The 12957-nt window shown below is 63.1% G+C and carries 13 protein-coding genes; 7 read left to right on the top strand and 6 right to left on the bottom strand.

Features of this window, described 5'->3' with window-relative positions:
- Window position 1 precedes the first annotated feature (1 nt).
- The gene (locus tag JOD78_RS04230; RefSeq protein ID WP_121045628.1) at window positions 2-1399 is read right to left on the bottom strand and encodes a sensor histidine kinase; all 1398 of its coding nucleotides are present in this window, start codon (window positions 1397-1399) and stop codon (window positions 2-4) included.
- Window positions 1399-2112, bottom strand: coding sequence for a response regulator transcription factor (locus JOD78_RS04225; protein ID WP_134136473.1), 714 nt, complete (start codon window positions 2110-2112; stop codon window positions 1399-1401). Before JOD78_RS04225 ends, JOD78_RS04230 begins: the two co-directional genes overlap by 1 nt.
- A 180-nt stretch (window positions 2113-2292) precedes the next feature.
- Between JOD78_RS04225 and JOD78_RS04220 the strand changes: the two genes are divergently transcribed.
- The 3 genes from JOD78_RS04220 (at window position 2293) to JOD78_RS04210 (ending at window position 5098) form a co-directional block, all read left to right on the top strand.
- Complete coding sequence (locus JOD78_RS04220) at window positions 2293-3084, top strand: ABC transporter ATP-binding protein (protein WP_134136471.1); 792 nt, start codon at window positions 2293-2295, stop codon at window positions 3082-3084.
- Window positions 3085-3104: 20 nt separating this feature from the next.
- Complete coding sequence (locus JOD78_RS04215) at window positions 3105-3974, top strand: ABC transporter permease (protein ID WP_034335868.1); 870 nt, start codon at window positions 3105-3107, stop codon at window positions 3972-3974.
- 107 nt (window positions 3975-4081) lie between these two features.
- Window positions 4082-5098 (top strand): ABC transporter substrate-binding protein, encoded by a 1017-nt coding sequence (locus tag JOD78_RS04210; protein ID WP_209569667.1) that lies wholly within the window; start codon window positions 4082-4084, stop codon window positions 5096-5098.
- 75 nt (window positions 5099-5173) lie between these two features.
- Here JOD78_RS04210 and JOD78_RS04205 read toward each other — a convergent pair whose 3' ends face one another.
- Window positions 5174-5650, bottom strand: a complete 477-nt coding sequence (locus tag JOD78_RS04205; protein ID WP_134136470.1) for a hypothetical protein — start codon at window positions 5648-5650, stop codon at window positions 5174-5176.
- A 226-nt stretch (window positions 5651-5876) separates the two neighbouring features.
- On the opposite strand from JOD78_RS04205, the gene JOD78_RS04200 reads away from it, so the two are divergent.
- The 3 genes from JOD78_RS04200 (at window position 5877) to JOD78_RS04190 (ending at window position 7145) form a co-directional block, all read left to right on the top strand.
- Window positions 5877-6341, top strand: a complete 465-nt coding sequence (locus JOD78_RS04200; protein ID WP_034335887.1) for a hypothetical protein — start codon at window positions 5877-5879, stop codon at window positions 6339-6341.
- Window positions 6342-6635 (top strand): type II toxin-antitoxin system RelE/ParE family toxin, encoded by a 294-nt coding sequence (locus JOD78_RS04195; RefSeq protein WP_083859711.1) that lies wholly within the window; start codon window positions 6342-6344, stop codon window positions 6633-6635. It begins immediately after the preceding gene.
- Window positions 6636-6704: 69 nt separating this feature from the next.
- Window positions 6705-7145 (top strand): YkgJ family cysteine cluster protein, encoded by a 441-nt coding sequence (locus tag JOD78_RS04190; RefSeq protein ID WP_121045623.1) that lies wholly within the window; start codon window positions 6705-6707, stop codon window positions 7143-7145.
- Between the two features lie 3 nt (window positions 7146-7148).
- Here the strand turns inward: JOD78_RS04190 and JOD78_RS04185 are convergent, their stop codons facing one another.
- From JOD78_RS04185 to JOD78_RS04175, 3 genes are all read right to left on the bottom strand, one after another.
- On the bottom strand, window positions 7149-9017 hold the full coding sequence (locus tag JOD78_RS04185; RefSeq protein WP_039787130.1) for a hypothetical protein: 1869 nt from the start codon (window positions 9015-9017) through the stop codon (window positions 7149-7151).
- Between the two features lie 114 nt (window positions 9018-9131).
- On the bottom strand, window positions 9132-10208 hold the full coding sequence (locus tag JOD78_RS04180; RefSeq protein ID WP_121045622.1) for a hypothetical protein: 1077 nt from the start codon (window positions 10206-10208) through the stop codon (window positions 9132-9134).
- A 117-nt stretch (window positions 10209-10325) separates the two neighbouring features.
- Window positions 10326-11336 carry a helix-turn-helix domain-containing protein gene (locus JOD78_RS04175; protein ID WP_121045621.1) on the bottom strand — a complete coding sequence of 337 codons (1011 nt, stop codon included), beginning with the start codon at window positions 11334-11336 and terminating at the stop codon, window positions 10326-10328.
- Window positions 11337-11534: 198 nt separating this feature from the next.
- Between JOD78_RS04175 and eat the strand changes: the two genes are divergently transcribed.
- Complete coding sequence (gene eat / locus JOD78_RS04170) at window positions 11535-12917, top strand: ethanolamine permease (RefSeq protein ID WP_121045620.1); 1383 nt, start codon at window positions 11535-11537, stop codon at window positions 12915-12917.
- Window positions 12918-12957: the final 40 nt, after the last annotated feature.

Raw genomic sequence — 12957 nt, 5'->3', positions numbered from 1 at the left:
CTCAGGCCGGCTCCTGCCAGGCCGGGAAATCCAGCAGGACCGCAAAATGCCCGTCGGGCAGGTAAGCAAAGCGCATCTCGCCCGCATGCGCGCGCATGACTTCTTCCACGATGGACAAGCCCAGGCTCGCCCCCATGCGGTTCTCTCCGCGCGGGGCGAAGGGCTTGCGCAATCTCTCCCAATCCTCGGCAGCAATCCCCGGCCCGTCATCGATGAAGCTCAGGCGATGGCGCTGGCCATCGCTGTCCAGCCGTACGTGCAACAGCCCCGGCGCACCGTATTGCAGGGCGTTGTCGAGGATGTTCTTGATGGCCTCGCCCAGCGCAATCGGGTCGCCCTGGATCAGGCAGGGCAGGGGCGGCACATCCAGCGCCAGGTCGTGCGGCGTGCGCGCGCGATTGGACAGCACTTCCGTCATCTGCGAGCGCACCAGGTCGGCCAGATCGATGCGTTCCTGCAGGCGGCTGTCATTGCGATGCTGGACCATGGCGTGATTGATGAGCTGGTTCACCAGCGCGCCCAGGTGGCGCGTGCGCTCGCGCAGCAGCGCCAAGTGGCGTTGGCGCTTCTCCTCGCTGGGCTCGGTGGCCAGCAGTTCCATCTGCGCCACCAGGGCGGTGACGGGCGTACGCAATTGATGCGCGGCATCGCCGATCACGCGGCGCATGGTGGCGCGGTGGACCACCAGCCTCTCCATGAAGGCATTGATGGCCGACACCAGCGCATGCGTCTCGGCAGGCACGGTTAACGACAGGGGTGAAAGATCGTTCAGGTCCCGTTCACGGATGGCCGCCTCGATGCGCTTGAGCGGCGCCAGTGCCTGGTACAGGGTGAACATCGCTGCCAAAATCGTCAGGGCGCTCATGGCCACGATCACCACCAGCGCCTTGCCGCCCAGGCTTTGCGCAAAGGACATGCGCGCGTTGTTGGTCTGCGCCAGCACGATCACGGCCCAAGGATGGGCGCTGTCGACCGGCATGCGCCGCCCGATGATGGCCATGCGCACCGGCGTGCCCAGATAATCGCCGTCGCGCAACAGCGGGCCTTGTTCCAGCTCGTTCCAGGGAATCTCCGGACGGAATTCGGCATCGCCTGCGATCACCCGGCCACGCGGATCGAAGACCGCATAGATCGCATGGTCCCCGGTGCCCAGCATCGACAGCGCCGCCAGCGGCACATCGACATTGACCTCGCCATGGTCGTACCAGGTGTTTTCGGCGATCTGCAAGGCACTGCCGGCCAGGATGCGGTCATAGGCCTGGCGCGCGGCCAGCTGGGTCGAGATCCAGATGGCGATGAGCAGCACGGCGGCGCTCACCAGCAGCACCGCGCCTACGCGCACCACCAGCCGCGTGTAAAGCGAGCGTCCGGCGACGACGTGCGGCGAACGGCCCAGCATCAGTGCAGGGCAGCGGCCGGGGTGGACGCGGAAGCTTCACCGGCGGCCGGGGCGTGCAACACCAGCTGATAACCGAGGCCGCGCAGGGTGCGGATTTCGAAGGCGGCAGCGGCCAGTTTCTTTCGCAGGCGCGCCACGTATTGCTCGACCGTGTTGGCGTTGGGCGTGTCGTCGACCGTGAAGAGGCGATCCATCAACTCATCCTTGTTGAAGATGCGCCCCGGCCTTGCCGCAATGATTTCCAGCAGCGTCACCTCGCGCCGGGTCAGCTCGATGGGCTGGCCGTCCAGCGTGGCGGTGCGGCTCTTGCGGTCGATGCACAGGTTGGCACAGTGCAGCAGGTTGGTCGATTCGCCGCCGCTCCGGCGCAGGAGCACGCGGATGCGCGCCTCCAGTTCGCGGAAGTCGAAGGGCTTGACCAGGTAATCGTCCGCGCCCAGGTCCAGTGCGCGCACGCGCTCTTCGATCTCGCCGCAGGCGGTGAGCATGAGCACCGGCGTGTGCTGGCCGCGCGCGCGCAGTTGCTCCAGCAGGGCGAAGCCATCGGTCTGCGGCAGCATCACGTCCAGGATCAGCAGGTCGAAGGCCTCGCCCAGGCGGCGCGCGGCGTGGCCGCCGTGGCTTTCCCATTCGACCGTGTGGCCGATGCGGGCCAGGTGGGAAACGATGGCCTCGGCCACGTCGGCGGTGTCTTCGACCAGCAGGATGCGCATGGGATCTCCAGTGTTGTTTTTCGATGCCGCAGCTGTTGGACGCTGCTTGGGCAGGTCGTCATTGTATGTCCGAACCGCTCACGAAAAGAAGACGTCAGGATTTAGTCAGATTCGTTACAGCTTGGCGGCCTAGCATCCGTTCCAGCATCAATAATTCTTATAAATCATTTGGAGACTGGCATGAGCGACCCTGCCCAAGCTGCGGCTATCCTCGACCCATCGCGTCCGCTGTTGGAAATCGACCGCGTCACCCTGCAATACAAAACCACCGATTCACTGGTCACCGCTACCCAGAACGTCAGTTTCAACGTCCATCCGGGCGACCGCTACATCCTGCTGGGCCCCTCTGGCTGCGGCAAGTCCACGCTGCTGAAGGCCATCGGCGGCTACCTGCAGCCGACCTCGGGGGCGATCCGTCTCAAGGGCCGGGAAGTGCATGAGCCCGGTCCGGACCGCATGATGGTGTTCCAGGAATTCGACCAGCTGCTGCCCTGGAAGACGGTGCGCCAGAACGTGGAGTTCGCGCTGCACGCCAGTGGCCGCCTGCAAGGCAAGGCTGCCGCCGAGCGCGCCGAGTACTACATCGGCAAGGTCGGCCTGGCCAAGTTCATCGACAGCTATCCGCACATGCTCTCCGGCGGCATGAAGCAGCGCGTCTCGATTGCCCGTGGCATGGCCATGGAGCCGGACGTGCTGCTGATGGACGAACCCTTCGCCGCGCTGGATGCACTGACCCGCCGCAAGATGCAGGATGAACTGCTGCGCCTGTGGGACGACACCCAGTTCACGGTGCTCTTCGTGACGCACTCGATCGAAGAAGCGATCCGCGTGGGCACCCGCATCCTGCTGCTGACACCGCACCCGGGCCAGGTCCGCGCCGAACTCAACAGCATCGATCCCGGCCAGCTGGGCACCGCTGCCCAGGCCGAACTGGAAACCCGCATCAACGACATGCTGTTCGCCCATCACTGAGCCGCGCCGGAGACTTCATCATGCAAACCAATCTGCCCTTCGTCCGCCCGGAAATCCTAGTGGACCCCAATCCCCATGCCACTGCCGAAGTGCAGCGGCCGCTGTCGGCCTTCGAGTCCCTGTATCGCATGGGCTGGCTGCGCAAGACCGTGATCCTGCTGGTGCTGGCCCTGATCTGGGAAGTCTACGGCCGCTGGCTGGACAATGCCTTGCTCTTCCCCAGCTTCAGCGAGACGGTGCAAGCCTTCCTCTCCGGCATCGGCAGCGGCGTGCTGCTGCAGCGCGCGGCGGTATCGATGCAGACGCTGCTGGTCGGCTATGGCCTGGGCATCCTGCTGGCCGGGCTGCTGACGACGGTGGCCATCAGCTCGCGCATCGGCAATGACCTGCTGGAGACGCTGACCTCGATGTTCAATCCGCTGCCGGCCATTGCGCTGCTGCCGCTGGCGCTGATCTGGTTCGGTCTCGGTACCGGCAGCATCATCTTCGTGCTGGTGCACTCGGTGCTGTGGGCGGTGGCGCTCAATACCCATGGCGGCTTCCGGGCGGTGTCCAACACGCTGCGCATGGTCGGCCAGAACTATGGATTGCGCCGCTTCTCGCTGGTGAAATCGATCCTGATCCCGGCCGCTTTCCCCAGCATCCTGACCGGCCTCAAGGTGGGCTGGGCCTTCGCCTGGCGTACGCTGATCGCAGCCGAGCTGGTCTTTGGCGTGTCCTCGGGGGCGGGCGGCCTGGGCTGGTACATCTTCGAAAACCGCAACCAGCTGGAAACGGCCAATGTCTTCTCGGGCCTGTTCTTCGTGATCATCATCGGCCTGGTGGTGGAGAACCTGATCTTCGCCCAGATCGAGAAGCGCACCATCCGCCGCTGGGGCATGCAGCACTGAGCTGCCGGGCTGCGGACCTTGCCTCCATACAAGGTCCGCGCAAGCCGTACATCAACACGCAACGATCCATACAAGACCGATAAACTGACGACCTTCAGGAGACAAGCATGCAACGACGTACCTTCACCAGCCTCATGATCGCCAGCGCCCTGGCGCTGTCCGCCGTATCCGGCACGGCCCGCGCCGAAGCGCAGGAAGTGCGCATCTCGCACGGCTATGGCCTGCTGTACCTGCCGCTGATGGTGATCCGCGACCAGAACCTGGTGGAAAAGCACGCCAAGGCCATGGGCCTGGGCGAGGTCAAGACCAAGTGGGTGCTGCTCGACGGCGGCAACGTCATCAATGACGCCATGCTGGCCGGCAACCTCGACATCGCCGGCACCGGCGCACCGGGCTTCGTGACGCTGTGGTCCAAGGCGCATGGCATTCCGCGTTCGGAAGTGGTGGGACTGGGCGCACTGTCGACGTCGCCGCTCTGGCTCAACACCAACAACCCCAACGTCAAGTCGCTGAAAGACTTTACGCCCAAGGACAAGATCGCCATTCCCGGCATCAAGACTTCGCTGTCGGCGGTGCTGTTGCAGATGGCGGCCGCCAAGACCTTCGGCATCGAGAACTACGCGAAGCTGGATCCGCTGACGGTGAGCCTGTCGCACCCGGAAGCGATGGCTTCGCTGGTCTCGGGCAAGACCGAGATCACGGCGCACTTCACCTCGCCGCCATTCTCCTATCAGGAAGCCAAGGCGCCGGGCATCACCCGTGTGTTGAATTCCACCGACGTGCTGGGCCACATCACCATTGACGTGGTCTTTGCACTGAAGTCCTTCACCGACAAGAATCCCAAACTGACCCAGGCTTTCATGGCCGCGCAGGAAGAGGCCAACGCCTACATCGCCAAGAACCGCAAGGGCGCAGCCGAGATCTTCCTGCGCGTCTCCAAGCTGAAGCTGCCGCAGGAAGAAGTGGAGCAGATGCTGGCGGACCCGGGCACCGAGTTCACGAGCACCCCGGTGGACATCATGCAATACGTGATCTTCATGGGCAAGGCCGGCACCATCAAGACCAAGCCGGCGGTGTGGGATGAGATGTTCGTGCCGGTGTTCAAGGAGCGCAAGGGTGGCTGATTCGACGCGGCAACCCCGGACAGGGGTGTATTTCGTATGGTGTGTGGCGATCGCCGCTGCAACGTAGTTGCGAGCTCAGGCGCGCAAATGCTTCAATCGATACCTCATCGTGGTCATCAACACGAGGCAGAAAAAAGCCATGCCGAACGCCAGTTTGGCACTGGCGACGTTTTCTGCCCGCGTGTCTCGTGAGTGGATGACGAAGACCTCACGACCTTCCAGGAACACCCGCACCAAGTCATTCCCACATACCTGCGACTGGACATGCATGCCGTTGCGGGCGTTTTCCAAGGCGTTCCATGCACCCCCATGGCCGTGGCGGAGTGGCCAGGAAAGTGCGTATTGATGCGTGCCATCCAGCAGGAAATCCGAGTTGGCCGTTTTCTTGAGAATGCCTGTTCTCGTGGCGAACTTGCATGGAAGTCCGATTGGCTTTTCGAAGTACGAATAGCTTCCCATGACGATAAAGATGATCGTAAAACACAGACTCATCCAGAGAATGGAGTGCGTCTTCTGAATAGCAGAGAGCGGGTCTTTGGCTTTGGCTGCCATGTGGAAATCCGATTCAGATCCTTGGACGTTGAGCTCATCACAATAAGGCGAACCCGTCGTGTTTCGCCAGGATAGATTGTCGGTCCGATGTGTGCAGTGGTGCGCGCTGCCGATTATCGCAGAGATGGTAAGGCAACTTATGCAAGTTCAGTCTTGAAAAATTCGCACGTTTTATGTTAAACTTGCAGACAATTAATCATTATTGGTCTCGCGCCGAGGTGTCATCATGCAAAGCTGGACTCTTGAGCAATTGCGTACTGCAACGGAGGCGGGCGGAGTTTCTGCCGTCAGGTTGCAGGCCGAAGGCGGCGGGTTCTACGTCCGGATTACGACCAAGAACAATGCGGAAGCCGTACTTTCGCATGCGCGCAGCGATGAACCGCGTACGTTTCCCAATCCGCTTCCTGCCATTACCTTGTTGCGCAAGCTTGGCCTGATGGTAGGCACATTTGATATTTCCAACTGGAATCCCGAGCTCAAGCCGTTGGCGCGTACACGGCCCGATCGCGCCGCAGCCATGAAGAACGCCAATGAAGCCGTCGAACATGATCGCTGGTTCCGCGCTCAAGTGGAACAGGGATTGGCCGAAGCCGATGATCCCGCGACCCAATGGATAAGCCAGGAGCAAGCGCAGGCAAGTTGGTCCGAAAAACGGGCCAATTTGTTGAGGCAGGTGAAGAGGGGGAAGTGATTGATTTTACGTTGGCTTCCCAGGGCGTTTCTTGACCGCGATGCTTTGATCGATTACATCGCTCAACATAATCTCAGCGCTGCGATTGATCAGGGCGACAAGATTGAAGATCAACTTCTTCATCTTCTTGCGCATCCGCTTCTGGGGCGAGCCGGACGCATAAACGGTACCCGCGAGTTGGTCATCAGTGGCACTCCCTTCATTGCTGTTTATCGTTATCGGCCACGTCAACGTGTGATCGAAGTCATTCGTCTTCTTCATGGCGCGCAGCAGTGGCCGCCTGAGGACGACTGAAAGCAGTCGCGTCTTCGCCTGCCGGCGCATGTCATTTGAATATGCCCGACATTTTGCTTACGTTTCTTCATGCCGAAAAACACCGCCCTCCACTGGATCGTCGATGAAGACCGTCTCTTCACCGACATGGCCGATTCACCCGACAATCCTTGCACTGCCTGTGGTGGCTGCTGCGCGCATTTCCGGGTGTCGTTCTATTGCGGCGAACTCAGCGATGGATTGGGCGGGGTGGTGCCGGTGGAACTCACCAGCAAGGTCAACGACACGCTGGCCTGCATGAAAGGCACGGAAAACGGCCATGGCCGCTGCATCGCGCTGGTCGGGGAGCTGGGCAAGCCGGGCGTGGGATGCCGCATCTACCCGCAGCGGCCCAGCACCTGCCGTGAATTCTCTCCCTGGGAGCCCGACGGGCAACCCAATCCCGCCTGCCAGCAACGACGCGCAGCCCTGAACCTTCCCGCGCTGGCTGCCTTGCCGCCGGAGCAGGCGGCACCCCTCGCCACCGCCTGAGGCTCAGTCGCCCGCTGCCTCGCCGCACAGTGCGGCCAGCGCATCGCCCAGCGATTCGGGCCGTCCCTCGAACAGTCTTTGCAGCGCTTGCGGATCGGCCAGCAACGCATACAGCGCACTGCGCGCAGCATAGTCGGTCGCCATGCGGACTGCCGCCAGGATGTAGTCGTCCAGCGTGGCGGCAATGGTCCAGTCGGGCAGTCCGATACGGCGGAACAACCCCTCATCGATGTGTTCGAAAACCTCCGGCCCGGTCTTGCAGACGCCCGGCAGTCCTACCGTGAAGGCATCAATGATCCCATTCGTATTGCCGAAGGGCAGGGGCGACAGGAACATGTCGCACTGGTTGAAGAGCGACAGGTACTGCTGGTAAGGCTGGTGCGGATAGACCTGCGCGCTCGGAACGTAGCGCAGGATCAGCCGTTGCAGCTGCGGATAGAGCAGCCCTTGTGCCTGCCCCACCAGGAAATGCAGCCGCACCTCCCGCGCCGCGCCGTCCGGCACTTGCGCCGACAATTCCACGATGCGCTGGCAGGCCATCAGGAAGCGCGGATTCAGTTTCATGGTGGTGGCGGCCACAGCCACGTTCACCACCGGCTGATTGCGCCGCTGCAATTGCGGCACGATGAAGGGCACGGCCGAGGGCCGGTAGGGTTGTCCGTCGGCAGGCAGGCGCAGCAGTTGCTCGCTGAAGCAGGCCGGGTCGCCGATGAAATCCTCTTCCACGCTGATGTAGTCGATGCGCGGCGAGCAGGTGGTCGCCGGATGCCCGAGCGCCGCCACCTGCAAGGGCGCCACGCGCAGATTGGCGGCGAACATGGTGATGGGGAACATGCCCACGCTGGGCATGTAGAACACCCGCGGCCGGCGCGCCGTGGCAATCTCGCGCAGCGTCTGCAGGCTGGCCATCAGATTGCCCGGCTGCGCCAGCGTGATGAATTCATCGAAGACGGCACGGCCCAGTTCGTCGGTATTGGCCGCGTAGCCCAGGGCCACCACGTGGAAATGACGGCGCGCCGCTTCCAGGGTCTTGGAGTGGGTGCGATAGATCGAATGCCCGCCCGAAAACCATTCCAGCAAGACCAGCATCACCGGCTTGCCATTGACGCGTGCATCGCCGGTCTGCGAAAGGTCGTCCAGCCCTTCGGCATCCAGCTTCCTGCGCAGCAGCTGGTTGATTGCGCCCTTGATGCGATGGCGCTGCGGCAGGTCGGCGTAGCTGCAGTGCATGTAGACATCATGCAGGACGGCCACTGGCAGCCCGTCCAGCGATTCCAGCTCGGGCAGCCGGTCGGGCAGCCACTGCAGCAGCGCTTCACGCTTGGAGTGCGCCGCCGGCGTACCGAGAAAACGCGGTGACATCAGCGCCAGGAAGAGGGCGGCGGCCAGCGGCTTGTTTTGCGCCCACAGGGCTTCCACATCCAGTGCCAACTCCGACTCGGGCGAATACAGCAGACAGAATTTCACCAGGTCCAGCGGCTTGACCTCGAACACCTGGGCCTGTGGCCCGCCGAAGTTGAGCGAGCGCAGGATGTGGTCGGCATTGATGAAGTGGCTGGCACCGAAGAGGGCCGCCAGCCAGCGCTGGAAGTGGATCAGTTGACCGAAGCCATTGGGGCTCAGGTGAAAGCCGGGATCCGACAGCAGGGCCGAGATGGCACCGGTGATGCGGGTCAGCGTGTGCTGTTCCAGTTCTGCCTGGGTTACGGCCGGGGAGACCTGCAGCGAAAACTTGCCGGCCAGCTGGCCATACTGGCGGTCAATCAGTTGCAGCAGGCGCACCAGTTCCCGTGCCGCAGGTTCCTGCTGGCGCGCGTAACAGAGGTACTCGAAGTTTTCCAGGGAGAAAATGTCGTCTTGGCTGGCCGTCATTGTGTTCTCGTTGTCGGGCTTGGGCTGCCGGCATTGTGCCGTCTCTCCGGGTTCACTGCCAGTGCTTTGGAGCCTGTTCACATGCAATCTGCGAGAGGCGTTGCCCCAAGACGGCTAGTGCTGAGCCGGAGGCTCCTGCGCGGGCTGTGCAAAGATCAGGCGCGGCGCCAGCGGAGAACGATACAAGCGCGGCGCCCCGTGGGCCGCGTCCGGAATCACCTGCTGCGGATGGTGTATCGGGATCTGCCATTGCCCGGCCAGAAACTGTTCATAGTCCCGGTACGCCAGTTGCCGCGCCAGCCGCGTCGGTCCCTGCAGCGCGGCGCCGCAGGAGCGGTCGAGGAAGCGATGCTGCGGATCGACATCGCGCCCGCCCACCAGATAGCGCACGTCACGAGCCGCATAGCGCGCCCATAGCTGGCGCGCCTCCAGATGCTGCTGCATCAGGTAAGCGGGAGGCTCGACGAGACCGTAACGGTAGTGGTCGTATTGCGGGCAGGACGCCGCTGCCGGTACCGCGAATGCGCCTGCCTGCGGACGTTCCGGGCTTACGTAGAGATAGGACGAAGGACTGGAAATGATGTAGCGCACCTGGATCCCGGCGGATTGCAAGGTCTCCGCGACCGGATTGAGCAAGGCGTAGCGCTGCATCAGCTGGGCCCCGGCGGAATGGCCGATCAGGACGATCTCGCGCAGGTCGGGAAAGCGCCGCGGTTCTGCCAGCCAGCGCACCAGGTCATCCAGTGCCGCGAAGCTGCTGATCCCCGTGACGCCTCGAATGGAGGCTGCTCCTTGCATCCAGCCGTTGCCGGCCCAGATCGGCATGCCCGGCAAGAGACCGGCATCCTTGCGGGCCATGAAGTTGGGTGCCAGCAGCAGTGTATTGCCTGAAGTCAACGCTGCCTGCTGCAGCAGGTGTTGACCGAGGGCAAAGTAGTCAACCGCATTGCGCTTGACCCCGTGCACGATGATGACGGCGCGCTCGACATGGCTGGGGAGATCGTTCAGATCGGCGTTGGCATAGACGGCCATGGTGTAGGGCGTGCTGCCCAGCGAGAGCGCCTGACGCGCCTGCTCAGGGGCGGGCGGGGAGGACGATGAGGACTCGGCTGCTGCTGGCAACGCCCACAAGGCGGCGATGAGCAGGGCAGAAAATCGGACTGAGCGGACCAGGGGGGCTAAGCGGACCATCGGCGTACCATAGGTTCAAGTGCAGGCTTGCATGCGAATGCATATGTGCAGAATATACCTCGTTGCGGCATGGCCGGTCGTGCATGCCTCTCGTTTCATCGTACCGGCGGGCGGCGATCAGTGCCGGGTCCGTGCCTGCAGCATGGCCGACGGCGTCTGTCCGAACAGCTTCTTGTAGTCGCAGGAGAACTGGCTGAAATTGGCAAAGCCCCAGGCGGCCGCGATGTCGCCGATGCTGCCCACCGCCTGGCTGCCATCACCTTCGCACAGGGCGCGGCGCACGCCGTTCAGGCGCAGCGACCGCAGATAGCTCATGGGACTGATGCCCAGTACATCCTCAAAGCAGTATTGCAGCGTACGGCGGCTGACATGGACCGCTTCGCACAGCATGGGCACGGTCACCGGACTGTCCTGATGCGCCATGGCGAACTCGCGCGCATCGTTGACGATGCGGCGGCGGCGCAGGAAGCTGGCCCCCGCTTCAGCCTCGATCTCGCCTTCATCGAGCATCGCCAGCAGCGCCACCAGCACCGCTTCCTGGCGCAGCTGCAGGGCGGCGTGCGCTTGCGCACCGCTGGCCTGTCCGGCCAGGGTCAGCAGGGCAGCGATCTGCTGGCGGCACTCCTCCAGCCCCTGGTGATCGACTTTCAGCAACTCTGCCTGGCCCAGACGCTTCCAGTCCAGTGAGGCCATGCAGCCCAGGCGTGCCGCGCTGGACTGCAGAGCATCGCGCTGGACCACGATGCCATAGATCTCGTGTGCATCCGGCGTGACCAGTTCGAATTCGCAGGCGCCGGGCCGCGTCATCACTACATCCTCGCCGACCTGGCGGCCGTTGATGCGCATGCCACTGGTGCGCACCTCGATGCCGAACCAGAAGGCGTCCGGCCACACCTGGCAGGACTGCCGTACCGCGCGGCTGCTGGCCTCGCGGAAGATCTGCAGGCCGCTGCTCTGCCATTCCTGCAGCACGCCTTCGAAAGCGCCGCAGGTGATCTGGTCGTAGCGTTGCTCCCAATCGGTCAGGTTGTGCGCATGCTCATCCACGTCGCGCGCGATGGCGGTGCGCAATGCCCGCTGGCTGTGCGTGGCAGGTGTGTCAGCTTGGGACAGTGCGAGAGTGGGCATGGACAGGCTCCTTGATCGACGGGGGGCGGGCAAGCCGCGCAGTTTTGCCGAATTTCGATAACGCCGCTGAAATCGCCGTTGCTATATTGCGTCGGCAGGGCAGCGCATTGCGCGAAATCAAGCAAGCGCCATGCCCGCCCGTCCTTTCACAGGGGCCGCCATGCAGCGGCTCCGCCTTCGCGCCAAAGGGAGAATCCGATGAATGCAAGCTCTTCAGGGCAGGGGCATACGCTCAAGCCCGTCCTGTCCACCCTGCAGCTCTGGGCCATTGCGGTCGGGCTGGTGATTTCCGGCGAATACTTCGGCTGGAGCTATGGCTGGGCCAGTGCCGGGACGCTGGGCTTCACCGTCACGGCGCTGTTCATCGCGGCCATGTATGCCACCTTCATCTTCAGCTTCACTGAACTCACCACCTCGATTCCCCATGCGGGCGGGCCGTTTGCGTACAGCAAGCGCGCCTTCGGGCCGGTCGGCGGCTATCTGGCCGGGGCCGCCACGCTGATTGAATTCGTCTTTGCGCCACCGGCCATCGCACTGGCCATCGGCGCCTACCTGAATGTGCAGTTCCCCAATATCGATCCCAAGCTGGCGGCACTGGGGGCGTATCTCGTGTTCATGACGCTCAACATCGTCGGCGTGCAGATCGCGGCGACCTTTGAATTGTTCGTCACGCTGCTGGCGATCTTCGAGCTGCTGGTGTTCATGGGCGTGGTGGCACCGGGCTTCTCGCTGGCCAATTTCACCAAGGGCGGCTGGTCCGGCAGTGATGGCTTCAGCATGGCGGCAGTGCCTGGCATGTTCGCGGCGATTCCGTTTGCGATCTGGTTCTTCCTGGCCATCGAAGGCGTGGCCATGGCGGCCGAAGAGGCCAAGGACCCCAAGCGTTCCATTCCCATCGCCTACATCACCGGCATCCTCACGCTGGTGGTGCTGGCCATTGGGGTGATGCTCTTTGCTGGCGGTGCGGGCGACTGGACCAAGCTGGCCAACATCAACGACCCGCTGCCGCAGGCCATGAAGCTGATCGTCGGCGACAACAGCAACTGGCTGCACATGCTGGTGTGGCTGGGCCTGTTCGGGCTGGTGGCGTCCTTCCACGGCATCATCCTGGGCTACTCGCGCCAGATCTTTGCGCTGGCCCGCGAAGGCTACCTGCCGGCGTATTTCGCCCGCGTCCATCCGCGTTTCAAGACGCCGCACCGCGCCATCCTGGCCGGCGGGGTGGTGGGGATCGCCGCCATCTACAGCGATGAACTCATCAAGATCGGCGGCCAGACGCTCACGGCCAACATCGTCACCATGTCGGTATTCGGCGCCATCCTGATGTACATCCTGTCGATGCTCTCGCTGTTCCGCCTGCGCCGCGCCGAGGCCGGCCTGGAGCGGCCTTTCCGGGCACCGCTGTATCCGTACTTCCCGGCCTTCGCGCTCTTCGGTGCGCTGGTGTGCATGGCCACCATGATCTATTACAACCCGCTGATCTTCGGCATCTTCGTCGCCTTGCTGGCACTGGGCTATGCCTGGTTCCTGGCGACGGCACGCCAGCGTGCGGAAGGGGCGGCGGCGGTTGCAGAATTCTGAACGATATAAAACTTTTATACCGATAACTCCATACCGATCA

The sequence above is a fragment of the Herbaspirillum sp. 1130 genome (genome assembly GCF_017833835.1).
GTDB lineage: Bacteria > Pseudomonadota > Gammaproteobacteria > Burkholderiales > Burkholderiaceae_D > Herbaspirillum > Herbaspirillum huttiense.
Note: the sequence above shows the minus strand (reverse complement) of the source record. Positions and strands in the feature narration are given on the sequence as shown.